Raw genomic sequence first — 24,623 nt, 5'->3', positions numbered from 1 at the left:
ACCATTCTGCCGGGCGAGCCAACGCGATTCCTGCCGCGCTCCGTCCTACGCGTGCACGGCACGGCCGTGCGCCGGGCGCAGGTCCTGACAAGGGGGACGAGACGATGAGGCGATCCATCAGGGCAGGGCTGGCCGCCGCCGGCCTGGTCGCGGCCACTGCGGTGCTCACGGGGTGCGCCCCGCAGCCGCCTGCCGCGAGCGGGCCGGTTCCGGCGGGGATCAGCGCGCGCGGTGTCGGCGAGGTCACCGGTACCCCCGACAAGGTGTCGATCGACCTGGCCGTCGCGACCCGGTCGGCGAACGCGCAGACGGCGCTGAACGACAACGCCGCGAAGTCCGCCGCGCTGCGCGACCAGCTGAAGGCCAAGGGCGTCGCCGATGCCGACGTGCAGACCAGCCGGTTCGGCATCGACCCGACGTTCGACACCAACGGGCGCATCGCCGGCTACGAGGTCACCAACCAGCTCACCGTCACCATCCGCGACGTCGCCACCGCGGGCGGCATCATCGACGCCGCCGCACAGGCCGCGGGGGACGCCGTGCGGGTGCAGTCCCTCGGCTTCTCCATCGACGACGACTCGAAGCTGCTCGCGCAGGCCCGCGCGGCCGCGGTGAAGAAGGCGCAGGAGCAGGCCAAGCAGCTCGCGGACGCCGCCGGGGTGTCGCTCGGCTCGATCCGCACGATCACCGAGACCTCGGCCGGCAACCGGCCCCCGCCCGTCCCGTACGCCGCGGGGGTGGCCGACGGTGCGGAGCAGGCGTCGAAGGTCTCTCCCGGCACGCAACAGCTGTCGGTCACGGTGGAGATCGTCTACAACATCGGCTGATCACGCCGGGTGCGCCGTGACGACTGCCGGGGTCTGGCCGAGCAGCCCGATCCGGCGGGCGGTGACGGCCAGGCCGTGCCGGCGCAGGCGTGCGACCAGTGCCTCCTCGTGCGTGGTGAGCAGCGCCGCGGCCCCGTCCCCGGCCACGCGCTGCGCCACGAGGTGCGCCACCGCGTCGAACAGGGCGATGCGCCCGTCGACCGGCTGCTGCGTGCCCCACGGCAGGTTGCCCACCACGATGCGGGCGGACACGCGCTGGTCGGGACCGCGCAGCACGTCGCGGACGAACACCTGCGGGTCGGGCACGCCCAGCGCGGCCAGCCGTTCGCGGGTGAGCGCCACGGCTTCCGGCGCGCGGTCGGACGCCTGCACCGCGAGCCCGGCCCGCGCGGCCTCGGCGACGATCGTGCCGCTGCCGCAGAACGGGTCGTAGAGCCCCGCTGCCCGAGCCGCGGGACCGGCGGCGCCGAGCGCGATGCGCACCAGCGCTGCGGCGACCGTGGGCCGCAGCGCCCCCCGCCAGGCCGGCCCGTCGGCCTTGCCGAGCGGGCGCTCCCACAGGTTCACCGCGAGGTGCGCCTGCTCGCCGTCGACCTGCAGGCGCAGGTCGACGGGCCGGCGCGCGGTCGCCGCCGCGTCGGCCCCGTGCAGGGTCGCGGCCAGCACCGGCGCCGGCTCCCAGCGCGGCCGCCGGCGCCACGGCGGGTTGCGCGCCGCGAGGGTCACCGACCACGGCTCCTCCGACGCCCCCAGCCGGGCCTCGACGGCGTCGGCGGCCACCGCGCCGAGTCGCTGCAGGTCACCGGCGCCGGTCACCGGGGCCGGTCCGGCGACGAGGAGTCGCACGTCGTCGACGGTGCGGGCGCGGGCACCGAGATCGGCCAGCTGCGCCGGGGTGAGTCGGACGAGCAGGAAGCGGTCGGTGCGCTCGACGATCCGTGCCGGCACCAGCTCGGTCACCTCGGCGGCGACGACGTCGACGAGGCCCTTGGTCGCGTACACGACCGCGGTGACCGGCTCGTCCGGCGCTGCACGCAGAGATCGCACTCGCGCAGGGTAGGCGTGCGACACGCCACCCCGCCGGGAATCCGACACGGTCCGTTTGACACCGCCGACCCGGGTCCGCAGACTGCTGGACGTCTGACGAGATGCTCAGATGTCGATCTGTTCTGCCGATCCAACCCTGGAGGTCGCCGTGTCCGAGGCCACAGCCGCCGCAACCGGTGTCGCGCCCGTGGCGATCCCCGTGCGGGAGATCCTGCCGTGGGCGGTCTTCGCCGGCGTGCTCCTGCTGGGGCTGCTCTACCTGCTGGGCATCGACCAGGGCGCCACCCAGCTCGTCCCCGGCAGCATGCTGCACGAGTTCGTGCACGACGGCCGGCACCTGCTCGGCTTCCCCTGCCACTGACCCATGGTGCGCGCACTGCTGGTCCGCGGGATGCTCGCCGGTCTCGTGGCCGGGTTGTTCTACGCCGTCGTCGAGTACGTCTTCGGTGAGCCGATGGTCGACGCGGCCATCGCCTACGAGGACCAGGTGGCCGCGGCCGCCGGCGAGGCACCGGGCGCGGAGCTGGTCAGCCGCGGGGTGCAGGCCACGCTCGGGCTCGGCGTGGCGTCCGCACTGTTCGGGGTGGCGCTCGGCGGCATCACCGCGCTGGTCTACGCCGCGGTCCACGGCCGCTACCTGCGGTTGCCGCCGCGCGCCGGCGCACTGGCGCTGGCCGCGGCCGGGTTCGTGGTGACCTACGCCGTGCCGTTCCTCAAGTACCCGGCCAACCCGCCGGCGTCGACGAAGGACGACACCATCGGCGAGCGCACCTTGCTCTTCCTGGCGATGGTGCTCGCGTCCGTCGTGATCGCGTGGGCGGCGCTGGTGGTGCGGGAACGGCTGCGCGCGCGGCTCGGGACCTGGAACGCCACCACCGCGACGTTCGCGGGGTACGTCGTGGTGGTGGCGGTCGTGATGGCCCTGCTGCCCACCGTGGCCGAGACACCGGCCGACTTCCCGGCCCCCGTGCTCTACGGATTCCGCATCGCCACCCTCGGGGGGCAGCTCGCGTTCTGGACCGCGCTCGGGCTGGTGTTCGGGGCGCTCGTCGAACGCGCGGTGGGCGTGCCGGGGCGCCGGATCGACGCCGACACCCTGCGCTGACTACTGCTTCCGCAGGTCCGGCCCGCCCGGCGTGACGACGAGGTGCCCTTCCTCCACGTCGGCGCGGGCGCGGCCACCGGTGCGCAGGTCCCCCGCGATGATCATGCGGGAGAGCCTGCGGTCGAGCTCGCGGGTGATGGTGCGCCGCAGCGGCCGGGCGCCCAGCTCGGGCTGGGCACCGTGCTCGGCCAGCCAGGCCACGGCCGCGTCGGTGACCTCCAGCGCGATGCCCTGCGCGGCGACGCGGGCGACGGTGTCGGCGAGGAGCAGCCGCGTGATCGCGCGCAGCTCGGCGGCGCCGAGCGCGTGGAACGGCACCACCTCGTCGATCCGCGCCCGGAACTCGGCGCGGAACACGCCGGGCAGCAGCTCGACCCCCAGGTTGCTGGTCATGATCACGACCGTGTTCGTGAAGTCGACGGTGCGGCCGTGGGCGTCGGTGAGCCGCCCCGCGTCGAGCACCTGGAGCAGCGTGTTGGTGACCTCCATGTGCGCCTTCTCGATCTCGTCCATCAGTAGCACCGCGTACGGCGAGCGCCGCACGGCCTCGGTGAGCTGGCCGGGCTCGTCGAACCCGAGGTGCCCGGGCGGCGCCCCCACCAGCCGCATCGCCGACCCGCGGTCGGCGTACTCGCTCATGTCGAACCGCAGCAGCGCGTCGGCCGAGCCGAACAACACCTCGGCGAGCGCGCGGGCCAGCTCCGTCTTCCCGACGCCGGTCGGGCCGATGAACAGGAACGACCCGACCGGTCGGTCCGGGGCGGCCAGCCCGGCCCGTCCGGCCCGGACGGCGTCGGCGACCGCCGACACCGCGGCGTCCTGACCGACGACCCGGCGGTGCAGCAGCCCCTCGAGGTCGAGCAGCTTGTCGCGCTCGGCCGTGGTCAGCTCCGTGACCGGGATGCCGGTGCTGCGCGCGACGACGGCCGCGACGTCCTTGGCGGTGATCAGCGGTGGCCCGGAGCTCACCGGGGCCTCGGCGGCGTCGATCTCCCCGGTCAGCTGCATGGCGCGCTCGTAGTCCTCGGCGTCGACGGCGACGTCGCGGGCCCGGCGCAGCTGCTCCAGGTGCGCGGCCAGCGCAGCCGGGTCGGTGCGGGCGCTCATGCGGGCGCGGGCGCTGGCCCGGTCGAGCAGGTCGATGGCCTTGTCGGGCAGGAAGCGGTCGGTGAGGTAGCGGTCCGACATCGTCGCCGCGGCGGTCAGCGCCTCGTCGTCGATGAGCACGTCGTGGTGCTCCTCGTAGCGGTTGCGCAGGCCACGCAGGATCTCGATCGTGCCGGCGACGGTCGGCGGCGCGATCCGCACCGGCTCGAAGCGGCGCTCCAGCGCCGTGTCCTTCTCGATGTGCTTGCGGTACTCCCCGGGCGTGGTGGCGCCGATGAGCTGCAGGTCGCCGCGGGCCAGCGCCGGTTTCAGCAGGGTGGCCGCGTCCATCGGCGCGCCCTCCGCCGAGCCGGCCCCGACGATCGAGTGCACCTCGTCGACGAACAGGACGACCCCACGCTGCGCGCGCGTCACCTCGGCGATGATCCCGGTGAGCCGCTGCTCGAACTCGCCCCGGTACTTCGTGCCCGCGACCATCGCGCCGACGTCGACCGACACGACCCGGACACCGCGCAACGACTCCGGCACCGTGCCCGCCGCGACGCGCTGGGCGATGCCCTCGACGATCGCCGACTTGCCGACCCCTGGATCGCCGATGAGCACCGGGTTGTTCTTGGTGCGGCGCGCCAGCACCTCCAGCACCTGCTCGATCTCGGCGTCCCGGCCGATGACGGGGTCGAGCTCGCCCCGGGTGGCGCGGGCGGTGAGGTCGGTGCCGAAGCGGTCGAGCTTCGGCGTGGATGCGCTCCGCGGCTGCGCGGTCCGATCGGTGCGGCTCGTCTCCTCGGCCGGCTCGTCGCGCGGCTCGGTGAAGGGCCGGAACGCCTCGCCGAGGTTCTCGGTGAGGTTGCCGAGCAGCCGCTCGACCATGTCGTCGAGCGGACCGAAGCCGCCGGGGCGGTCGTTGTCGGGCACGGGCACCTCGGGAAGGTCGGGAGGAGGTCTTCCCTCGATGGTGCCTGAAAAGCGCGAATCATGACGTCACACAGCTCGTGGCCACCTCACACAGGTCAGAACGTGTGTGCCGTGGCCGCGCGCTGTGTGACGTCCTGGCGAAAGAGTCAGTGTTGACCGGCCGGCCGCACCACCAGAGGATGGGCCGGTCCGCCTGCTCAGCGAGGAGCCGCCGTGTACCCCGGGAAGTTCGCCGCCACGACGCCCGACAAGCCCGCCGTGGTCATGTCCGACACGGGTGCCGCGCTCACCTACGCTGAGCTGGAGGAGCGGTCGGTGCGGCTCTCGCGGGTGCTGTGGGACGCCGGCCTCCGTCCTGGCGACGACGTCGCCCTGCTGGCGGAGAACTCCCTGCACACCTACGAGGTGTTCTGGGCGGCCATGCGCAGCGGGCTGTACCTCACCGCGATCAACAACCACCTGCACCCCGACGAGATCACCTACATCCTCGACGACTGCGGGGCGAAGGCGCTGGTCGTCTCCGCGGCGATGGGCGAGGTGGCCACCGCGGTCGTCGACGCGACGCCAGGCGTCGGACTGCGGCTCGCGTTCGGCGGGCAGGTCGCCGGCCACGGCGACTACGCGGCCGCGCTCGCCGCCGCCTCGGCGGAGCCGCTGCCCGAGCAGCCGCGCGGCCGCGACATGCTCTACAGCTCCGGCACCACGGGGCGGCCGAAGGGCGTCAAGGCGCCGTTGCCGGGCGTACCCGTGACGGACGGCGGAGACCTGCTGCTCGGCCTGTTCGGGCCGCTCTACGGCTTCGCCGACGACACCGTGTACCTGTCCCCCGCACCGCTCTACCACGCGGCGCCGCTGCGCTTCGGCGGCATGATCCACCAGGTCGGCGGCACCGTCGTGGTCATGCCGCGGTTCGACCCGGGCGCGGCGCTGGCCGCGGTCGAGCGCTACCGCGTCACGCACAGCCAGTGGGTGCCGACGATGTTCGTGCGGATGCTCAAACTGCCGGAGGGCGTCCGCTCGGCGTACGACCTGTCGTCGCACCGCGTGGCCGTGCACGCCGCTGCCCCGTGCCCGGTGGAGGTCAAGCGGCAGATGATCGACTGGTGGGGGCCGATCCTCGAGGAGTACTACGCGGCGACCGAGTCCATCGGCCTCACGGTGATCGACTCGTCGACGTGGCTCGCGAAGCCCGGGTCCGTCGGGCGGGCGCTGCTCGGCGTGCTGCACGTGTGCGGGGACGACGGCCAGGAGCTCCCCGCCGGCGAGGTGGGGCTGGTGCACTTCGAGCGCGACGTCTTCCCGTTCGCCTACCACAACGACCCGGAGAGGACCGCCGCCGCGGCGCACCCCGAGCACCCGACCTGGGCCACCACCGGCGACGTCGGCTACGTGGACGAGGACGGCTACCTGTTCCTCACCGACCGGCAGTCCTTCATGATCATCTCAGGCGGGGTCAACATCTACCCGCAGGAGATCGAGAACGCGCTCACCCTGCATCCCGCGGTGCTGGACCTGGCCGTCATCGGCGTCCCGGATCCGGAGATGGGCGAGCAGGTCAAGGCCGTCGTGCAGCCCGCGCCGGGCGCGGTGCCCGGCCCCGAACTGGAGGCCGAGCTGCTCGAGTTCCTCCGCGCCCGCATCGCCGGCTACAAGGTGCCGCGCAGCATCGACTTCTCCACCGACCTGCCACGCACCGAGACCGGCAAGCTGCAGAAGCACAAGCTGCGCGACCGGTACACCGCGCGGGTCTGATCCCTACTTCTTCGGCTTGCTGTAGATCCCCTCGATCACGTCGGCGTACTTCTTCGCGACGACGGCCCGCTTCACCTTCAGCGACGGCGTCATCTCGCCGCCCTCCTCGGTGAAGTCGACGGGCAGGATGCGGAACTCGCGGATCTGCTCGGCGCGCGAGACCTGGGTGTTGGCGTCGTCGACCGCTTTCTGCACCTCGGCACGCAGCTCGGGGTCGTCGACGAGCTCGGCGACCGGCGTGTCCTCGGCTTTGCCGGCGTTCTTCAGGAAGCGCGGCAGCGACTCGGGGTCGATGGTGACGACCGCCCCGATGAACGGCTTGTTGTCGCCCACCACCATCGCCTGGCTGACGATCACGTGCGAGCGGAGGCGGTCCTCCAGCACGGCCGGGGCCACGTTCTTCCCGCCGGCGGTGACGATCAGCTCCTTCTTGCGGCCGGTGATCGACAGGAAGCCACCGTCGTCGAGCTCGCCGATGTCACCGGAGTGGAACCACTCGCCCGACATGGCGTCCTTCGTGGCGGCCTCGTTCTTCCAGTAGCCGCGGAACACGATGGGGCCCTTGAGCAGGATCTCCCCGTCGTCGGCGATGCGGACGGCGTGGCCGGGCACGGGCCGACCGACGCTGCCGATTCGCTGCGCGTCCAGCGTGTTGACGGTGATGCCGGCCGAGGTCTCGGTGAGGCCGTAGCCCTCCAGCACCGGCAGGCCGACGCCGCGGAAGTAGTGGCCGAGCCGCTCCCCCAGCGGCGCGCTGCCCGACACCGCGGCCACGACCTGGCCGCCGACGGCCTCGCGCAGCTTGCTGTAGACGAGCCGGTCGAACAGCGCGTGCTTCAGCCTGAGCACGATCCCGGCACCACCGGTGTCCTGCGCCCGGCTCCACTCGATGGCGGTCTCGGTGGCGGTGTCGAAGATGGCGCCCTTGCCGCCGTCGTGGGCCTTCTGCCGGGCACCGTTGAAGACCTTCTCGAACACGCGCGGCACGGCGAGCAGGAACGTCGGCTTGAAGGCGGCGAGGTCGCCGAGCAGGTCGGAGACGTCGGCGGTGTGCCCGATGACGCTGCGGGTCTGCATGGCGCCGCACTGGATGACCTTGCCGAACACGTGCGCGAGCGGCAGGAACAGCAGCACCGAGCCGCCGTCGGTGAGCAGTTCTGGCAACAGACCCGCGACGGTGCGCACCTCGGTCTGCAGGTTGCGGTGGGTGAGCTCGCAGCCCTTGGGCCGGCCGGTGGTGCCCGAGGTGTAGATCAGGGTGGCGAGGTCGTCGGCCGTGACGCTCGCGCGGCGCTCGTGCACCTGCTCGGCCGGCACGTCGGCGCCCTTGGCGACGAGTTCGTCGACGGCGCCCGCGTCGATCTGCCAGACGGGCGGCAGCTCGCCCAGCGCCGAACGCACCTGCTCCAGCCGCTTGACGTGCCCGGCGTTCTCCACGATGACGCCGACGGCGCCGGAGTCGGAGAGGATCCAGCCGATCTGGTCGGCGGAGGACGTCTCGTAGATGGGCACGGTGACGCCGCCGACGGCGAGGATCGCGTAGTCGATCAGCGTCCACTCGTACCGGGTGTGCGAGAGCAGCGCGACCCGGTCGCCCGGGTTCACCCCGACCGCGATCAGCCCGCGGGCGACGGCGGTGACCTCCTCGGCGAACGTGGCGAAGGTGACGTCGTGCCACTGCTTCTCCGCGTCCCGCCGGCGGAACGCGACCTTGTCGGGCACCTCGCGCGCGTTGGTGTACACAGCGGACACGAGGTTCTCGTCCGCGGCGACCTGGAACGTGGCGGGGACGCTGTACTCGCGCAACGGAGGGACCTCCTGGGCCGGCGCTGGCTGCTCGAACGTCAGCAACTTACCCTCCGGTAGCGCCGAACGGCAGGCCTGCGGTTATCCGTTTCGCACCATTCTTGCTGGCTCGTCCCGTTCTGGGGGCCGGTAGTGTCCGAACCGATGACTGATCATCCGGCCGCCGGGCTCCTGCCGCTCCCCTCGTCCGTCGAGCTGCGGTCCGGGTACGTCGAGCCACCCGGGGACGCCGCGGTCGCCACCGAGCCCGCGCTCCGGGCGGCGGCGCTGCGTTGGCGCCGGCTCGCGGAGGACGCGTTCGGCGCGGCCTGGGACCTGCGCGGACCCGGACCGGCTGCCACCCAGTTCCGGGTGGACCCGGCGCTGCCTGCCGGCGGGTACGTCCTCGACGTCGACGAGGACGTGCAGGTCATCGCGGCCGACCTCGCCGGTGCGCACGCCGCCGTCGCGACGCTGGCGCAGCTGTTCGGTCCGGCCGCGTTCCGCCGCTCGGGCTCCGGGCAGGTCCGGGTGCCGCGGGTGCGGATCACCGACGCGCCCCGGTGCGGGTGGCGCGGGGTGCTGCTCGACGTGGCGCGGCACTTCCTGCCGAAGGACGGCGTGCTGCGCATGGTCGACCTGGCCGCCGCGCACAAGCTGAACACGCTCCAGCTGCACCTCACCGACGACCAGGGCTGGCGGATGGAGGTCCGGTCCCGGCCGAAGCTCACCGAGGTGGGCGCGTGGCGGCACGCGTCGATGGTCGGGGCGTGGCGGGAGGGCACCCGCGACACCACCCCGCACGGCGGCTTCTACACCCAGGCCGACCTGCGCGAGATCGTGGCGTACGCGACGGCCCGCGGGGTGACCGTCGTGCCCGAGATCGATGTGCCCGGCCACTCGCAGGCCGCCATCGCCGCGTACCCCGAGCTTGGTGTGCCCGGCCGTCCGGCCGTGGAGGTGAGCACGACCTGGGGCATCATCGACGCGGTCCTCGACCCCTCGCCCGCCGTCGTGGACGCCTACCGCGAGATCCTCGACGAGGTCTTCGACGTGTTCGACGCCGCCGTCGTGCACCTGGGCGGCGACGAGGTGCCGCTGGGGCCGTGGGAACGGTCGCCGGAGATCGTCCGGCGGGCCGCGGAGTTCGGGCTGACCGGGGTCGCCGACCTGCACGGCTGGTTCGTCGGAGAGCTCGCCCGGCACGTGGTCGCGGCGGGGCGCCGCCCGGCGGTGTGGGACGAGGCGCTCAGCCCCGCGCTGCCGGAGGGCACGATCGTGACGGCGTGGCGGTCGGGCGCGCGGGGCAGCGCGGCGCTGGCCGCGGGGTACGACACGGTGCTCGCCCCCGAGCAGCACGTCTACCTCGACCACCGCGCCGGCGACGGGCCGGACGAGCCGGTGCCGGTGGGCTTCGTGCGCACCGTCGACGACGTCTACGCCTACGAGCCATCGGCGCCCGGCGGGCCGGGGCGCGTGCTGGGCGCGCAGGCCGCGATCTGGACCGAGCACCTCGACTCCGGCCGGCGCATCGACTTCGCGGCGTTCCCGCGGCTGGCCGCGTTCGCCGAGGTCGTGTGGACGGCGGCGGAGCGGCGCGACCCCGCCGACTTCCGCCGCCGGCTCACCGACCACCACCTGCCGCGCCTCGACGCCACCGGCGTCGAGTACCGCCCGCTGGCCGGCCCCCTGCCGTGGCAGCGCCGGCCCGGTGTGCCCGGCCACGTCCGCGACCTTGCCGCCGAGCTACCGCCGACGTGATCAGCCCGCGCGCAGGTGCCGGTAGTTGAACGGGCGCAGCCGCATGGCGTGCAGGACGGTCACCGGTTCCCCGGGGGCGACCACGACCTCCAGCAGGTCCTGGTCGGCGGTGACCCCGATGTGCAGGACCGTCCCGTCCTGCTCGATCGACCGCAGGGGTGCGCCGAGCACGGCCCGCATCTCGGCGACGGTGATGCCGTGCTTGCGCGCGTTGCTCGTCACATCCACGTCCGCCGCCACGGCAGTAGGGTAGGCCGCTCGGCGCCGGTGCCGCACCGGACGGCGCCCGGCCGCGGCACGTGCGCCGAGCCGGCCGCCGCTGGACGACCTGGTCGCACGGATACACCCGTTCGCTGCAGGCCGCCCGGGGTACGGATGGCCACGATGGATACGCACGGTAGTTTTCGCCCAGGGGGACGGCAGGACGAGGAGGGGTTCGGCGGATGGCGTGGTGGTCGGCCAAGGGCAGACGGGACCGCGTCGAGATCGCGCGCCGTCACCTGGCGCTGCTCGCCGACCAGAACAGCGAGGCGGCCGCGCACTTCGCCGACGACCGGCCCGACCGTGCCGTCGCCATCCTCCTGCAGGTCCGCGCCGAGTGCGAGCAGCTGTTCGGTGCGCACCACCCGGCGACCCTCACCGTCACCGGCAACCTGGGGGTCTCGCTGGTGGCCGCCGGCCGGGGCGCCGAGGGCGTGCTGGTGATCGAGGCCGCGGCCTACGAACGCTCCCGCGTCTACGGCCCGGAGCACCCCGAGACCCTCACCGCGCGCGACGCGCTGGCCACCGCGTACCGGCTGGCCGAGCGCTGGGAGGACGCGATCGCCGTGTCCACCGAGGTGGAGGCCGCGCGGCGCCGGGTGCTCGGCCCCACCCACCCCCACACCCTCACCACGCGCATGGGGGCCGCGCTCGCCATCGCCGCCACCGGCGACGTCCGCTCGGCGAGCGCGCTGCTCGAGGACGCCCTCGCCGACGCCGAGCGGGCACTCGGACCGCACGACCGCATCACGATCGCGCTGCGCGCCGCGGCCGCGGGCTGCCTCGCGGTGGGCGGGCGCACCAACCGCGCCGTCACCATGTTCGAGCGCGCCATCGCCGACTCCACCGCGGTCTTCGGCCCCACCCACCCGGAGACCGCCGCCCTCCGCGACGACCTCGCCGACGTCCACCAGCCCGAACGGCTCGGCATCCACCGGGTCGTTCCGGCCTGAGTGGCCTGGCGGGGAGGTTGCGGGGTGGCGGCGCCGGCTGGACGTCGTTGATCATGGGCAAAACGTCGCTCTGCAAGGTCGAACGACGACGTTCTGCCCATGATCAACACGTAGCCTGAGCTGCCGACCTGCCGTGACCCGGCGCCCGCCCAGCCGCGGTGATCAAGGGCACAATGTCGTCAGTCGATCTTCGGGAGCGACATTCTGCCCTTGATCACGGCAACCCCGGCCGGCCGCGCAGCGCGTGCAGGAGCCGCTCCTCCAGCGCCGCGAACGCGGTCGTCGTGACGATCTCCGGCGCCCGCGGCCGCGGAAGATCCACCACGATCTCGTCGACCACCCGGGTCGGCCGCGGACCCAGCACCACGACGCGGTCGGCGAGGTAGACGGCCTCCCGCAGGTCGTGGGTGATCATGACGATGCTGCGGTCGATCGTGGCGCGCACGCTCTCGAGCCAGGCCTGCATGTCCGATCTGGTCAGCGAGTCGAGCGCGCCGAACGGCTCGTCCAGCAGGAGGACGGGCCGTTCCTGCACGACGGTGCGCAGCAGCGCGGCCCGCTGCCGCATCCCACCGGACAGCTCGCGGGGGCGCGCCCGCTCGAACCCGGCCAGCCCGAACGGGCCGAACAGCTCGCCCGCCCGCTGCCGCGCCTGCGCCCGCGACACGCCGGCCACTTCGAGGCCGAGCGCGGTGTTGTCGAGCACCGTGCGCCACGGGAACAGCAGGTCCTGCTGGGGCATGTAGGCGAACGGGGTGGGGTCGCCGGTCGCGTCCCGCCCGTCGACGAGCACGCGCCCGGCGTCGGGCTGTTCGAGCCCGCCCATCACGGTGAAGAGCGTCGACTTGCCGCACCCGCTCGGCCCCACGATCGCGACGAACTCGCCTGGCGCCACGTCCAGCGACACCCCGTCGAGGACGGGGCCGGTGCCCGGGAACGACTTGCCGATGCCGTCGAGGGTGACCCGCACCAGGTCATGCACGGCGGTTCCACGGGATCACCAGGCGCTCCACCAGGTAGGTCAGGGCGAACAGCGCCACCGACAGCACCGCGGTCACCGCGACCGCGGCCAGCACCAGGTCGGTGCGGAACGCGTTCTTCTGCAGGCTCATGTAGATGCCGAGACCGGCGGTGGCACCGGCGTACTCGGCGAACACCGCGCCCGTCACCGCGTACGTGATGCCGATGCGCAGCGCCGTGAAGAACCGGGGCAGCGCGCCGGGCAGCCGGACGTAGCGGAACTGGTCGAACCGCGACGCCCCCATGCTGCGCAGCAGGTCGGTGGCGGCGCGGTCGGTGGCGGCGAAACGCTCGATGAGCCCGACGGCCACCGGGAAGAACGTCACCAGCGCGATGACCAGCACCTTCGGCAGCAGGCCGAACCCGAACCAGATGATCAGCAGCGGCGCCATCGCGATGATCGGGATCGTCTGCGACGCGACGAGCAACGGCGTGAACGCCCGCTTGACCCACGGCACGAAGTCCGCCGCGATCGCCAGCGCCCAGCCGAGCACCAAAGACACCGCGAACCCGACGACCGTCACCTGAAGCGTCGGCACGGTGTTGGCCCACAGCTGCTCCCGGGCCGCCCAACCCTGCTGCACCACCCGCAGCGGCGACGGCAGCACCTGCGGCCGGATGCCGGACACGTCCACGTAGACCTGCCAGGCCACCAGCAACACGGCGAGCAGCAGCAGTGCCGGCCACACCCGTCGCAGCACCGCGGCGCGGGTCCGGGGCGGGTCGGCCGGCCGCGGTGGCGCCTGCAGCGGGGCCGGCGCGGTGGCGGTCACGGCGTCGCGAGGTAGTCGTCGGTGAACCAGGACGCGAAGTCGGGCTTCGCGGCCAGCGGCTTCCCGTCCGGGCCGGTGAGCACGCCCTGGTCGTACACCCAGCCGGAGTAGCCCGCCCATCGGTCGAGCGTCTGCGTGCCGACGCGGCCGTTCGCGTCCTTCAGGTAGGACGCAGCCAGCGCCTGCTGGCTCTGCCGCACCAGCTCGGCGTTGCTGGCGAGGTCGGGGTTGGCGTCGAGCAGTGCCTGCGCGGCGGCGGCCGGATCGTCGGCGCCGAGCTGGTAGCCGCGCTGGGCGGCTTGCACGAACTTCGCGGCCAGGTCGCGGTGCGCGGCGAGCCACGGCGAGTTCCCGATCACGATGACGCTGTACGCGTCGGGCAGGCCGAAGTCGGTGTAGGCGAACGTGCGGAACGGGTGCCCGGCCAGCTTCGCCTCGATCCCCTCCCAGGCCACGAACGGCTCGGTGAAGTCGGCCTGGCCGGACTGCACGGCCTCGTACGCCGACGAACCCAGCACGACGGTCTGGAACTCGCCCCGCCCGCCGGCGGCCTTGATCACCGACCGCATCTTCGGCGCCTCGCTGGGGCTGCCGAACCCGCCGTAGATCTTGCCGTCCAGGTCGCGCGGGGACGCGATGTCGGTGCGGTCGCCGCGGATGCCGATCGCGCTGCCCCAGTGCTGCAGCACCGCAAGCACCGACGTCGTGTCGGCGCCGGCGGCCTTCGCGAAGGTGAACGAGTCCTGGAAGGAGATCCCGAACTCCGCGGCCCCCGACGACACCAGCGTGTCCGGGGACGTCTGCCCGTACGGGAGGAACTGCACGTCGAGCCCGGCGTCGCGGAACCAGCCGCGCTGCTGGGCCACGTACAGCCCGGTGTGGTTGGTGTTGGGCGTCCAGTCCAGGGCCAGCCGGATCGTCTGCAGCCCCGGCGCGGCCGGCTGGCTAGTGCCGCCGCATGCCGCGAGCAGCAGTGCGGCCACGACGAGCAGGACAGCGGTGCGCATGCGTCTCATCGACGGTTCCTCCCTACGCCGGTGCTAACCGGGTCAGGTACGAACGGTCGGCGGCCGGTCCTGCCGCCATCTCAGCCTCGGAGCGTGAGGTTCCCGCGGGTCCCGACGACCCTACCTCCCGCGTCGCCATCCCGCCCACGGCACGGCATGGCGTACATCACGCGGTCGGCGAGTCCCGCGCTCCGCCGCGCGAGTCCCGCGCTCCGCCGCGCGAGTCCCGCGTTCCGCCGCGCGAGTCCTGCGGCTCGACATGGTGCTGCTCGGTAGGGAACGCCGGTCCGAACGCGCAACTCGCCCGACGAAACCCACGACTCGCCGGACCGAAATCCACGACTCGCGGGCCCGGAACGCGCGACTCGCCCGGCGGAACGCGCAACTCGCCCAGCCGGAACGCGCAACTCGCCCAGCCGGAACGCGCAACTCGCCCAGCCGGAACGCGCGACTCGCCCGGCGGAACGGTCACGTCCACGGAGGTGGTGTACGACTTCGTCGCTGATCAGCGGCGTGGTGTCGGGGTGTGAGACGGCCATCGCGTGATCCTTCGAGTGCTCAGGTTCTCGAGGGAGGAGACGCGATGGCCGCGTTGGACAGTGTGGACGATGTCGCGGGCTGGCTTGATGACCGGCTCGCCGGGGCGGGCCCGGATCTGTTGCGGGCGATGGTCAAGCAGTTCGCTGAGGCGTTGATGGCTGCGGAGGCTGACGCGGTGTGCGGGGCGGGGTATCGCGAACGCAGCGTTGCGCGGGTGAACTCGCGCAACGGGTATCGGCACCGGGACTGGGACACCCGGGCGGGCAGCATCGAGTTGTCGATCCCGAAGTTGCGCTCGGGCAGTTACTTCCCCGACTGGTTGTTGCAGCGGCGTCGCCGCGCCGAGCAGGCGTTGGTGTCGGTGGTGGCCACGTCGTATCTGCTCGGGGTTTCCACCCGGCGGGTGGAGAAGTTGGTCGCTCAGCTGGGGATCGAGGCGTTGTCGAAGTCGCAGGTGTCGGAGATGGCCAAGAGCCTTGATGCCCAGGTCGAGGCGTTCCGGTCCCGGCCACTTGACGCCGGCCCCTACACGTTCTTGTGGCTGGACGCGCTGACTCAGAAGGTGCGCGAAGGCGGGTGCACGGTGTTGGTGCACGCGCTGGTCGCGGTGGGGATCACCGAGGGTGGGCAACGCGAGGTGCTTGGTGTGGACGTGGCCTCGGGCGAGGACGGGGCCGGCTGGTTGGCGTTCCTGCGTTCGTTGGTGGCCCGGGGCTTGTCCGGGGTGGCGTTGGTGGTCTCAGATGCCCATGCCGGGCTGGTCGAGGCCATCGGCGCCACCTTGAGCGGGGCCAGTTGGCAACGGTGTCGCACCCACTACGCCCGTAACTTGGCCACCAAGGTGCCGAAATCGGCGCAGCCGTGGGTGCTGACGCTGAACCGCCCTGGGTTCGCGAGAGGCTCGGGTTCAGGCCACCTCGGCTGGGTGGGCTACCCGTTGGGTGATGGTGTCAGCGTACACCATTTCCCGTTCTACGGGTGTCATGTAGTCGATTGATGAGTGGATTCTGTCGTTGTTGTACCAGTGAACCCAGTCGGCGGTCTCGCGTTCGACCTCGAGGCGTCCGGTCCAGTTTCGGCCCCGGTCACGGGTGTTGATCAGTTCGGTCTTGTACAGTCCGATCGTCGATTCCATCAGCGCGTTGTCCAGCGCGTCGCCGACCGTCCCGATCGACCCGGAGATACCGGCCTCGGCCAACGCCTCGGTCATCGCAATGGCGGTGTATTGGGAGCCGGCGTCGGAATGATGGATCAGTCCATTGGTGGTGAAACCGTAGACCGTCCGGCGTCGGGTGCTCAATGCTTGCTCCAGCGCCGAGGTGACCAGATCTGCGGATCTGTCCATCGATGCCCGCCAGCCAAGAATACGACGTGAGTACACATCGGTGATGAACGAGACGTAGCAGAACCCGGCCGCGGTCCACACGTAGGTGAAGTCCGCCACCCAGATCGCGTCCGGCTTCGTCGGCGCCGCCCACCCACGCTTGACCAGGTCGGGATGTCGCGCGGCCCGCTCGTCGCGGGTGGTGGTCCGGGTCCGGTGCGCACCGCGGCGAACACCCTGGACACCGGCGATCCGCATCAGCCGCCCAACCTGGTCCCGGCCCACGCGCAGCCCGGCACGACGGGCGACGCGCCACAGCTTCCGCACCCCGTACACCGACCTGTTCTTTCGATAGAGCGTGACGATGGCGTTCACCACATACGCTTCCTCCAGCTGCGCATCACTCACCGGCCGTGTCAGCCAGCGGTAGAACGTGCCCGGGGCGATCGTGACGCCGTGTTGCGACAGCACGGCGCAGATCGGCTCGACCCCGAAACGGTCACGATGGTCTGCGATGTACTCGCAGATCAGCGAAGTCGACGGTCGAGCTCCGCCTGGGCGAAAAACGCTGACGCCGTCTTCAAGATGTCGTTCGCGCGGAGCAATTCCGCATTCTCCGCGCGCAACCGCCGCAACTCTGCCTGTACATCATCCGCAGCCGCCACAGGTCGGGCCGATGCCGATCCCTCGCCCTCCTCGGCGCGAATCCAGTTCCGGATCGTGGACTGGTTGATATCCAACAGCGCGCCCACATGGCGACGCGCGGCCAGCTTCGAGTCACCGTGCTCACGCAACCGGTCCTGATACAGGCGCACCGCACGGGCACGTGTCTCGTCGTCGAACTTCCGGGGAGCGGACATAGCCCCAGTCTCCTTGGTTAGATCAGGAGCCTCTCCCGCGCCCAGGGCGGTTCACGCTGTTGCGCACCATCTTCGACCAACCCGATGCCGACGAGGTCCACGCCCAGTTCGATCGGGTCGTCGAGGGCCTGGAGGCGAAGTTCCCCGCCGCAGCCGAGCATCTGGACTCCGCGCGGGCCGACCTGTTGGCGTTCACCCCGTTCCCGCGGGTGATCTGGCGCCAGATCTGGTCGAACAACCCCCAGGAACGGTTGAACAAGGAGATCCGCCGCCGCACCGACGTGGTCGGGATCTTCCCCGACCGGGCCGCGGTCATCCGCCTGGTCGGGGCCGTGCTGGCCGAGCAGACCGACGAATGGGCCGAGCAACGCCGCTACATGGGCGTGGAAGTCCTCGCCAAAGCCCGCCAAACCCGCCAACCCGCACCACCACCGCCAGAAGAAGTGGTGACACCGACCGCGATCAGCGCCTAACCTGCACCCACGAAGGACACGAGGTGGACCGTCTCCATCCACCACTCCCGTGGACGTGACCCGGCGGAACGCGCGACTCGCCGAGCCGGCGCGGCGTCAGACCGCGCCCAGCACCGGTTCGAACGCCAGCTCCGCGGCCCCGACCAGCTTGGCGTCGCGGCCGAGGGGGCTGGTCTCGATGCGGGTACCGCCGGTGGCGCGGCTGACCAGGCTGCGCTCGCGCACCTGCCGGCGCACGTGGTCGACGACGGCGTCGGGGAGCGCCGTGTAGAGGTCGCCGAGCACCACCATCTCCGGGGCCATCATGTTGACGACCCCGACGAGCCCGGCGACGAGCCACTCGACGTACTCGTCGAGCGGGCCCGGCATCGGGTCGGCCGCCAGCGACCGCAGCTCGGCCACGATGACGCCGCGCGTCGACGTCTCGGGGAGGCCGAGTGCCCGGCACAGCGCCGCCTCCCCCACTTCGGTCTCCCAGCACCCGCGGGACCCGCAGTAGCAGGGCCGCCCGCCAGGGCGGATGGGGATGTGCCCCAGCTCGCCGACGTAGCCGCGAGCACCGCGCAGCGGGGCGCCGCCGGAGATGACGCCGCCGCCGACGCCGCGCTCCGCGGAGATGTAGACGATGTCGGTGAGCTCGCGGGCGTTGCCGCGGACGTGCTCGGCGAGCGCGCCGAGCTCGGCATCGTTGGCCACCTGCACCGGCACCTTGAGCACGGCGCCGAGCCGGGCCCCGACGGCGACGTCGCGCCAGCCGAGGTTGGGCGCCTCGTGCACCCACCCGTCGTCGCGCCGGACGACGCCGGGCACCGACACGCCCACCCCCTGCGCGGGGAGCGCCACCTCGTCGGCGAGCAGCTGCGCCGACTCGGAGATGTGGGTGATCACCTCGCCGGGGGTGCGGGTGCGGCGGTGGAGGTTCCAGCTGTGTCGGCCGAGGATCTGCCCGCCGATGCCGACCATCGCGAGCGCGACCTGGTCGACCCGGACGTCGACGGCCAGCACGGCCGCCGCCTCCGGGTCGGGGATCACCATGAGCGAGGGCCGCCCGGCGCCGGTGCGCTGCGCCGGGACGGCCTCCGTGACCACGCCGGACTCGGCGAGCCCGTCGACGACCGCCTTGATCGTGCTGCGGTTGAGGCCGAGCTCGCTGGCCAGCGTGGCCCGCGTGCACGGCCCTGCGACGTGCAACCTGCGCAGCAGCGCCGCGCGGTTGTGCCGCCGGACCTCGTCGGGCCGGGCACCGGCGGCGAGGGCGGGTACCCCGTTGGCCCCCCAGGCCCGGCTCATGGTGTGGTCCCTCGCTTCCCCTGCGGTCGGTTCAGCGGGTCGCCGTCGCCGATCGGCGACGCGACGCTACGTCAACTCCGGCTGCGAGCAGCAGCACGAGGCCCGTGACGATGAACACGACCGCGGACGGCTGCTTGAGCAGCCCCAGCCCGTTCTGGACGGTCGCGAGCACCGCGCCACCGATGACGGCGTTGCTCAACCGGCCACGACCACCGAACAGCGACGTGCCACCGATGACCGCGGCGCCGACGGCGAACAGCAGGGTGTTGCCGCCACCGGCGGTCGGGGACACCGAGCCGACCTTCGACGAGTAGACGATGGCGCCGATCGCGGCCATGGCCGCGGCGATGATGAACACCGCGGCCCGGATGCGCACGACGTCGATGCCGGCCCGGCGAGCGGCCTCCCGGTTGCCGCCGACGGCGTAGACGTGCCGGCCGAACCGGGTGCGGTCGAGCACGTACGTGCCGATGACCAGCAGGACCAGCACGATCGGCACCACGTAGGGCACGCCGGAGATGATGATCGAACCCGGCGACCGGTTGACCGTGAGCAGGACGGTGGCGATCGCGCCGAGCACGACCACCGCGCCGACCTTGAGCAGCACCAGCCCGGTCGGCTGCGCGACCAGGCCGAGCTTGCGCCGGGAACGCTGCCGGTTGAGCAGCACCGCGGCGTAGCCGCCCGCGGCGATCACGAACAGGATCCAGCTGCCGAGCGTGGGCAGGTTCCCGTTGGCGACCGCGAACAGGACGGGGTCGCGCAGGCCCAGGGTGCCGCCCTCGCCGATGAACTGCAGGAGCACGCCCTGCCAGGCGATGAACAGCGCCAGCGTCACGACGAACGACGGCATGCCGACCTTCGCGACGAGGTAGCCGGTGATGGTGCCGAGCACGATGCCGACGGTGATGGCGAAGAGCATCTCCAGCCACGCGTTGGGCGGGAACCCGATGAGCAGCAGGAGCAGCGCCAGCACGGAGAACGCGGCCGCGGCCCAGATCCGCACCACCAGCGCCAGCACGATCGCGACGATGATGATCAGCGCGAACAGCCCGAAGACGGTGTAGCCGAGCGAGCCGAGCAGGTTGCCGTCGCGCACGAGGTGCAGGGCCATCACGGCGGCGGTGACGCCCGAGGCGGTACCGGCCGCCAGGTCGATCTCGCCGATGAGCAGGACGAAGACCAGACCCATCGCGATGATCGTGGGGCCGGCGCCCTGCTGCAGCAGGTTGGCGAGGTTGCCCAGGCTGATGAACGTGCCGCCGCTGCCCTGCGGGAGCAGCGAGTCCAGCAGCCAGAACAGGATGAACAGGGCGAACAGCCCGGCGAGCGCCGGCAGCGCGCCCAGCTCGCCGTTGCGCAGGTTCTTGACGTAGTCGCGGATCGCCTCGCCCGTGGTGCGGGCGGTGGTGTCGATGCCGAAGTCCTCCGACCGCAGCGCGGCCGGGGCGGCCTTCTCCGCGGCACCCTGGGGCGCGGCCTTCTCGGTCGTCTCGGTCGTACCGGTCGACTCGGTCTTCTCCAGGTTGGCCATCAGATCATCACCGCCTCGGGACGGGCGAGGCCGAGGTCGCCGGACCGGCCCGCCGTGATGAGCTCGACGACCTGGGAGTGGGTGACGTCCTTGGCGGCGACGTCGGCGACCATCCGGCCGAGGTAGAGGGTGGCGATGCGGTCGGCCACCTCGAACACGTCGGCCATGTTGTGGCTGATCAGCACCACGCCGAGACCCTGCTCGGCGAGTCGGCGCACGAGGTCGAGCACCTGCCGGGTCTGGGCGACGCCCAGCGCGGCGGTCGGCTCGTCGAGCATGACGACCTTGGAGTCCCAGAGCACCGCCTTGGCGATGGCCACCGTCTGGCGCTGCCCGCCAGACAGGGCCGAGACGGGCATCCGCACCGAGGTGACGGTGCGCACGGACAGCGAGGCGAGGGTGCGGCGCGCGGCCTGCTCCATGTCGGCCTCGTCGAGCATCCAGCCGCTGCCGCGCTCGCGGCCGAGGAACATGTTCTGGACGATGTCGAGGTTGTCGGCCAGCGCGAGGTCCTGGTAGACGACCTCGATGCCGAGCCGCGACGCGTCGGTCGGCGAGGTGATGCTCACGGGCGACCCGTCGAAGAGGATCTCTCCGCTGTCGATCGGGTGGATGCCGGCGACGCACTTGACCAGCGTGGACTTGCCCGCGCCGTTGTCACCGACCAGTGCGGTGACCTCACCGGCGCGCACCGTGAAGTCCACGTCGTGCAGCACCTGGACGGCGCCGAAGCTCTTGTTCACCCCATGCAGGGCGAGGATCGGTTCGGTCACGGGGTTCCTTCAGCTCTCACGTGTAGGGATCGAGCCGATGCGGGCGCGCCGGATCGCGACGCGCCCGCACCGGGGACCTGGTTGGACTACCTGCAGGTCAGCGGGTTACTTGATGCCCGCCGAGGCGCAGGCGGCCTGGGTGGCGGCCACGCAGATCTCCGAGGCCTTGACCTGGCCGGCGTCGACCACGGCCTTGACGTTGGCCTTGGTGACCAGCACCGGGGTCAGCAGCACCGACTTGACCTTGCGGTTGCCCTTGGGGTCGTCCGTGGTGGCCGTGGCGGCGGCGTCCGCGGCCTTGGTGTCGCCCTTGGCCAGCGCGGCCGCGAGCTTGGCGGTGGCCTCCGCCTCCAGCTTGATCTCCTTGAAGACGGTCATGTACTGGTCGCCGCGCAGGATGGCCTGCAGGCCGTCCGGGGTGGCGTCCTGGCCGGTCACCGGCACCTTGCCGTTGAGGCCGTACTTCTGCAGCACCGTGATGATCGCGCCGGCGAGGCCGTCGTTGGCGGCGAGGACGCCGTCGACCTTGCCGCCGTTGCCGGTGAGGATCTGCTCGAACGTCTGGCCGCCGATCTGGTTGTCCCACTTCTCGATCGGCTGGCTGCGCACCAGCTTCAGCGAGCCGTCGGCGTAGAGCGGCTTGAGGATGTTCTGCTGGCCGTTGTAGAAGAGCGTCGCGTTGTTGTCGGTGGGCGCGCCCTCGATCTCGATGACCTGGGCGCCCGCCTTGCCCGTGAGCGCGTCCTTCAGGCCGGTGCCCTGCAGCTCGCCGACCTTCACGTTGTCGAACGAGACGTAGTACTCGCTCGTACCACCGAGGTTGAGCCGGTCGTAGTCGATGACCGGGATGCCCTGTGCCTTCGCCTTCGCCGCCACGGCGGCGCCCGACTCGCCGTCGATGGAGGCGATGACCAGCACCTTCACCCCGCTGGCGATCATGCCGTCGGCGAGGGTGGAGAACTTCTGCACGTCGCCCTGCGCGTTCTGGATGTCGGCGTCGAGGCCCTGGGCCTTCATCGCGGCGCCGAGCAGGGGCTTGTCGAAGCCCTCCCAGCGGGCGGAGCTGTCGGTCTCCGGCAGGATCACACCGACCTTCACGCCTCCCGCGGGAGCGGCGCCACCCGAGGGGGCCGCTCCGCCCGACGGGGCGGCGTTCTGGCCGCACGCGGCGAGGGCGAGGGCCATGCCCATTCCCGCCACCGCGAGCGCAGTGTTCTTGAGGCGCATGTGTCGTTCCTTCCACAGCGTCGGGGAGAGTTCCCGCCGAGACGGGTAAATGTTGTGAGCGGCAACGTATGGCCCCGAGGGCCGTGTCGCCAAGCACACTGGATCGGTAAAGAGGAGACGAGAAGGTAACTATTCGGTCACACGGGATCGAGTTTGTTGTCGCGAGCGCCGATGGGACGTGCCACGCCGCCGTTCGGCCGCACGCCGATCGCTCATCCGCCCGCACCCCTCGACGTCGCCCGCCGTTCACCCGCCCGACACGTCGAGGAGCGATCGTGCGCGCGTGACGTTCCCCGCCGATCAGACTGCCGACCTGCAGGCACTCCTCGCCGACCACGCCAACCTCCGCGTGGAGGAGGGCGACGACGACGATCCCGTGCTGCTCGGCCCCGACGGCGCCCACATCGACACCTGGCGCGAGGGCTACCCGTACGACCACCGGCTGCAGCGCGCGGAGTACGAGCAGGTCAAGCGACTGCTGCAGATCGAGCTGCTCAAGCTGCAGAACTGGGTGAAGGAGACCGGCCAGCGGATCGTGATCCTCTTCGAGGGGCGCGACGCCGCGGGCAAGGGCGGCACCATCAAGCGCTTCATGGAGCACCTCAACCCGCGCGGGGCGCGGGTGGTGGCACTGGAGAAGCCGTCCGAGCGCGAGCAGAGCCAGTGGTACTTCCAGCGCTACATCGCGCACCTGCCCGCCGCAGGCGAGATCGTCCTGTTCGACCGCAGCTGGTACAACCGCGCCGGCGTCGAACGGGTGATGGGTTTCACCGAGCCCAAGCAGTACATGGAGTTCCTGCGCGAGGCCCCCGAGCTGGAGCGCATGTTCGTGCGCAGCGGGATCCACCTGATCAAGCTGTGGTTCTCCGTGTCGCAGAACGAGCAGCGCACCCGCTTCACGATCCGCCAGGTCGACCCCGTCCGGCAGTGGAAGCTCAGCCCGATGGACCTCGCCTCCCTGGACAAGTGGGACGCCTACACCGAGGCGAAGGAGGCGATGTTCTTCTACACCGACACCGCCGACGCCCCCTGGACGGTGATCAAGTCCAACGACAAGAAGCGGGCCCGGCTGGAGGCGATGCGGTTCGTCCTGCGCCAGTTCGACTACCCCCGCAAGGACCTCGACGTGGCCACCGACCCCGATCCGCGGATCGTCGGACCGGCCGCGTCGCTCTTCGAGCACGGCGAGGAACCGGGCCGGTTCCCGGCGCTCGGCACGCCGGTGCACCCGGCATGAGATCGCCAGAACTGTTCACCCGAACGTCATGAGATCACCCGACCGGATGTCGCGTGCGCCACGCTGAGCCACCCCCTCAGGTACTACTCAGCGTGACCATCTCACGAACGGCCCTCGACGGGTTCGCCGCCGGTGATCCCGCCCGGACCGTCCCCGGCACCCTGGTCGCCGTCCCGCGACCGCAGGGCGACGGCGGCGACCACGGCCGCGATCCCGATCGCCTCGAGCGGTCCGGGCACCTGCCCGAGCGCCACCAGCCCGGTCACGGTGGCGGTGGCCGGCAGCAGGGCCAGCAGCACGGCGAACCGGCCACGGCCGAGCCGGCGCAGCACGATCTGGTCGAGCGCGTAGGGCAGCAGGCTCGACAGCACTCCGACGCCGACCGCGACCAGCAGCACCACCGGGGACGCGAGCGGAGCCAGCCCGACCGGGCCACCGATGAGCAGCAGTGGACAGAGCACCACCGACGCCGCCGTGAACCCGACGGCCATGTCGTCGAACCCGTTGCCGGCGGTCGCCACGCGCTTGCCGAGAACGATGTACGCAGCCCACATACCCGCTGCCACCAGGGCCCACACGACTCCGGCCGCGCTGCCCGCCCACTGCACGTCGGCGATCAGGACGACCCCGGCGGCAGCGAGCAGCAGCGCGCCGACGTCGCGAAGGCGGCGTGTGGCCACCGCCGCGACGACGATCGGACCGACGAACTCCAGCGCCACCGCGGTGCCCAGCGGCAGCCGCGCGATGGCCTCGTAGAAGGCGATGTTCATCAGCGCGGTGGCCAGGCCGTAGGCCCCGGCGCGGCGCAGCGCGGGCCAGCGCCACGCCGCGCGCGGCGGCCGGATCCAGATCAACAACACCAATCCCGCCGACACGACGCGTAACACGGCGACCACGGTGGGCGATAGTCGATCAAACAGTCCGACCGCGAGCGCCGCCCCGACGTACATCGAGACGGCGCCCACGACGAACAGCGCGGGAGCCGGGACCCGGCTTCCCACGCCGCTCGTCACGCTCCCTGGCACGATTGCGCTGCGTAGTCGACGTCCGGT

20 protein-coding genes, 2 pseudogenes, 1 riboswitch and 1 other annotated feature are annotated in these 24,623 nt (G+C 71.9%); of the genes and pseudogenes, 9 read left to right on the top strand and 13 right to left on the bottom strand.

From position 1 onward, the window contains the following. Nucleotides 1–104 precede the first annotated feature (104 nt). Complete coding sequence (locus ACQEVB_RS25340) at nucleotides 105–827, top strand: SIMPL domain-containing protein (protein ID WP_432975849.1); 723 nt, start codon at nucleotides 105–107, stop codon at nucleotides 825–827. On the opposite strand, the gene ACQEVB_RS25335 is transcribed toward ACQEVB_RS25340, so the two are convergent. Then, nucleotides 828–1,874, bottom strand: a complete 1,047-nt coding sequence (locus tag ACQEVB_RS25335; RefSeq protein ID WP_432975846.1) for a TRM11 family SAM-dependent methyltransferase — start codon at nucleotides 1,872–1,874, stop codon at nucleotides 828–830. 148 nt (nucleotides 1,875–2,022) lie between these two features. Here ACQEVB_RS25335 and ACQEVB_RS25330 point away from each other — a divergent pair, with 148 nt between their 5' ends. Next, on the top strand, nucleotides 2,023–2,235 hold the full coding sequence (locus ACQEVB_RS25330; protein WP_432975843.1) for a CbtB domain-containing protein: 213 nt from the start codon (nucleotides 2,023–2,025) through the stop codon (nucleotides 2,233–2,235). A 3-nt stretch (nucleotides 2,236–2,238) separates the two neighbouring features. Beyond that, a complete protein-coding gene (locus ACQEVB_RS25325) occupies nucleotides 2,239–2,979 on the top strand; it encodes a CbtA family protein (RefSeq protein WP_432975840.1) in 741 nt (246 codons plus the stop codon). On the opposite strand, the gene ACQEVB_RS25320 is transcribed toward ACQEVB_RS25325, so the two are convergent. Beyond that, nucleotides 2,980–4,956, bottom strand: a complete 1,977-nt coding sequence (locus ACQEVB_RS25320) for an ATP-dependent Clp protease ATP-binding subunit (RefSeq protein WP_432980555.1) — start codon at nucleotides 4,954–4,956, stop codon at nucleotides 2,980–2,982. It abuts the gene before it with no gap. Between the two features lie 258 nt (nucleotides 4,957–5,214). On the opposite strand from ACQEVB_RS25320, the gene ACQEVB_RS25315 reads away from it, so the two are divergent. Then, nucleotides 5,215–6,753, top strand: a complete 1,539-nt coding sequence (locus ACQEVB_RS25315) for an acyl-CoA synthetase (RefSeq protein ID WP_432975837.1) — start codon at nucleotides 5,215–5,217, stop codon at nucleotides 6,751–6,753. Nucleotides 6,754–6,756: 3 nt separating this feature from the next. Here ACQEVB_RS25315 and ACQEVB_RS25310 read toward each other — a convergent pair whose 3' ends face one another. Further along, entirely contained in the window at nucleotides 6,757–8,559 is a 1,803-nt protein-coding gene (locus ACQEVB_RS25310) for an AMP-dependent synthetase/ligase (protein WP_432975834.1), read from the bottom strand. Between the two features lie 144 nt (nucleotides 8,560–8,703). On the opposite strand from ACQEVB_RS25310, the gene ACQEVB_RS25305 reads away from it, so the two are divergent. After that, nucleotides 8,704–10,299 (top strand): beta-N-acetylhexosaminidase, encoded by a 1,596-nt coding sequence (locus ACQEVB_RS25305; protein WP_432975831.1) that lies wholly within the window; start codon nucleotides 8,704–8,706, stop codon nucleotides 10,297–10,299. On the opposite strand, the gene ACQEVB_RS25300 is transcribed toward ACQEVB_RS25305, so the two are convergent. After that, nucleotides 10,300–10,539, bottom strand: coding sequence for a hypothetical protein (locus ACQEVB_RS25300; RefSeq protein WP_432975828.1), 240 nt, complete (start codon nucleotides 10,537–10,539; stop codon nucleotides 10,300–10,302). A 203-nt stretch (nucleotides 10,540–10,742) separates the two neighbouring features. Between ACQEVB_RS25300 and ACQEVB_RS25295 the strand changes: the two genes are divergently transcribed. After that, nucleotides 10,743–11,513, top strand: coding sequence for a tetratricopeptide repeat protein (locus ACQEVB_RS25295; protein ID WP_432975825.1), 771 nt, complete (start codon nucleotides 10,743–10,745; stop codon nucleotides 11,511–11,513). A 214-nt stretch (nucleotides 11,514–11,727) separates the two neighbouring features. On the opposite strand, the gene ACQEVB_RS25290 is transcribed toward ACQEVB_RS25295, so the two are convergent. From ACQEVB_RS25290 to ACQEVB_RS25280, 3 genes are all read right to left on the bottom strand, one after another. Continuing rightward, a complete protein-coding gene (locus tag ACQEVB_RS25290; RefSeq protein ID WP_432975822.1) occupies nucleotides 11,728–12,495 on the bottom strand; it encodes an ABC transporter ATP-binding protein in 768 nt (255 codons plus the stop codon). Beyond that, a complete protein-coding gene (locus ACQEVB_RS25285) occupies nucleotides 12,488–13,306 on the bottom strand; it encodes an ABC transporter permease (protein WP_432975819.1) in 819 nt (272 codons plus the stop codon). Before ACQEVB_RS25285 ends, ACQEVB_RS25290 begins: the two co-directional genes overlap by 8 nt. After that, on the bottom strand, nucleotides 13,303–14,322 hold the full coding sequence (locus tag ACQEVB_RS25280; protein WP_432975816.1) for an ABC transporter substrate-binding protein: 1,020 nt from the start codon (nucleotides 14,320–14,322) through the stop codon (nucleotides 13,303–13,305). The genes ACQEVB_RS25285 and ACQEVB_RS25280 overlap by 4 nt, the downstream gene beginning before the upstream one ends. Beyond that, nucleotides 14,316–14,429, bottom strand: a riboswitch (TPP riboswitch). It overlaps the preceding gene by 7 nt. A gap of 467 nt (nucleotides 14,430–14,896) precedes the next feature. On the opposite strand from ACQEVB_RS25280, the pseudogene ACQEVB_RS25275 reads away from it, so the two are divergent. Beyond that, nucleotides 14,897–15,730, top strand: a pseudogene (locus ACQEVB_RS25275) (IS256 family transposase); the annotation flags it as partial. Between the two features lie 30 nt (nucleotides 15,731–15,760). Here ACQEVB_RS25275 and ACQEVB_RS25270 read toward each other — a convergent pair. Next, nucleotides 15,761–17,037 (bottom strand): IS3 family transposase gene (locus ACQEVB_RS25270; protein WP_432972188.1). Its coding sequence is split into 2 segments (ribosomal slippage): nucleotides 15,761–16,737 and nucleotides 16,737–17,037, totalling 1,278 coding nucleotides; the frame shifts between segments, so codons are not numbered across the junction. Continuing rightward, nucleotides 16,616–16,747: a sequence feature (AL1L pseudoknot), on the bottom strand. Its footprint overlaps the gene before it by 132 nt. 2 nt (nucleotides 17,038–17,039) lie before the next feature. On the opposite strand from ACQEVB_RS25270, the pseudogene ACQEVB_RS25265 reads away from it, so the two are divergent. Continuing rightward, nucleotides 17,040–17,510 (top strand): annotated as a pseudogene (locus tag ACQEVB_RS25265) (transposase); the annotation flags it as partial. A gap of 96 nt (nucleotides 17,511–17,606) precedes the next feature. Here ACQEVB_RS25265 and ACQEVB_RS25260 read toward each other — a convergent pair. The 4 genes from ACQEVB_RS25260 to ACQEVB_RS25245 all read right to left on the bottom strand — a co-directional run bounded on the left by ACQEVB_RS25260 (nucleotide 17,607) and on the right by ACQEVB_RS25245 (nucleotide 22,334). Next, nucleotides 17,607–18,800 carry an ROK family protein gene (locus ACQEVB_RS25260; RefSeq protein WP_432975814.1) on the bottom strand — a complete coding sequence of 398 codons (1,194 nt, stop codon included), beginning with the start codon at nucleotides 18,798–18,800 and terminating at the stop codon, nucleotides 17,607–17,609. A 31-nt stretch (nucleotides 18,801–18,831) separates the two neighbouring features. Further along, nucleotides 18,832–20,334, bottom strand: coding sequence for a sugar ABC transporter permease (locus ACQEVB_RS25255; RefSeq protein WP_432975811.1), 1,503 nt, complete (start codon nucleotides 20,332–20,334; stop codon nucleotides 18,832–18,834). Continuing rightward, entirely contained in the window at nucleotides 20,334–21,107 is a 774-nt protein-coding gene (locus tag ACQEVB_RS25250; RefSeq protein WP_432975808.1) for an ATP-binding cassette domain-containing protein, read from the bottom strand. The genes ACQEVB_RS25255 and ACQEVB_RS25250 overlap by 1 nt, the downstream gene beginning before the upstream one ends. A gap of 105 nt (nucleotides 21,108–21,212) precedes the next feature. Beyond that, the gene (locus tag ACQEVB_RS25245; RefSeq protein ID WP_432975805.1) at nucleotides 21,213–22,334 is read right to left on the bottom strand and encodes a sugar ABC transporter substrate-binding protein; all 1,122 of its coding nucleotides are present in this window, start codon (nucleotides 22,332–22,334) and stop codon (nucleotides 21,213–21,215) included. 313 nt (nucleotides 22,335–22,647) lie between these two features. Here ACQEVB_RS25245 and ppk2 point away from each other — a divergent pair, with 313 nt between their 5' ends. Then, complete coding sequence (gene ppk2, locus ACQEVB_RS25240; protein ID WP_432980552.1) at nucleotides 22,648–23,571, top strand: polyphosphate kinase 2; 924 nt, start codon at nucleotides 22,648–22,650, stop codon at nucleotides 23,569–23,571. A 101-nt stretch (nucleotides 23,572–23,672) separates the two neighbouring features. Here ppk2 and ACQEVB_RS25235 read toward each other — a convergent pair whose 3' ends face one another. After that, nucleotides 23,673–24,521 (bottom strand): EamA family transporter, encoded by an 849-nt coding sequence (locus tag ACQEVB_RS25235; RefSeq protein ID WP_432980549.1) that lies wholly within the window; start codon nucleotides 24,519–24,521, stop codon nucleotides 23,673–23,675. Between the last annotated feature and the right edge of the window lie 102 nt (nucleotides 24,522–24,623).

The sequence above is a fragment of the Pseudonocardia sp. CA-107938 genome (assembly GCF_050936315.1).
GTDB lineage: Bacteria > Actinomycetota > Actinomycetes > Mycobacteriales > Pseudonocardiaceae > Pseudonocardia.
The sequence above is the reverse complement of the archived record's forward strand: the minus strand, read 5'-3'. Positions and strand labels throughout refer to the sequence as shown.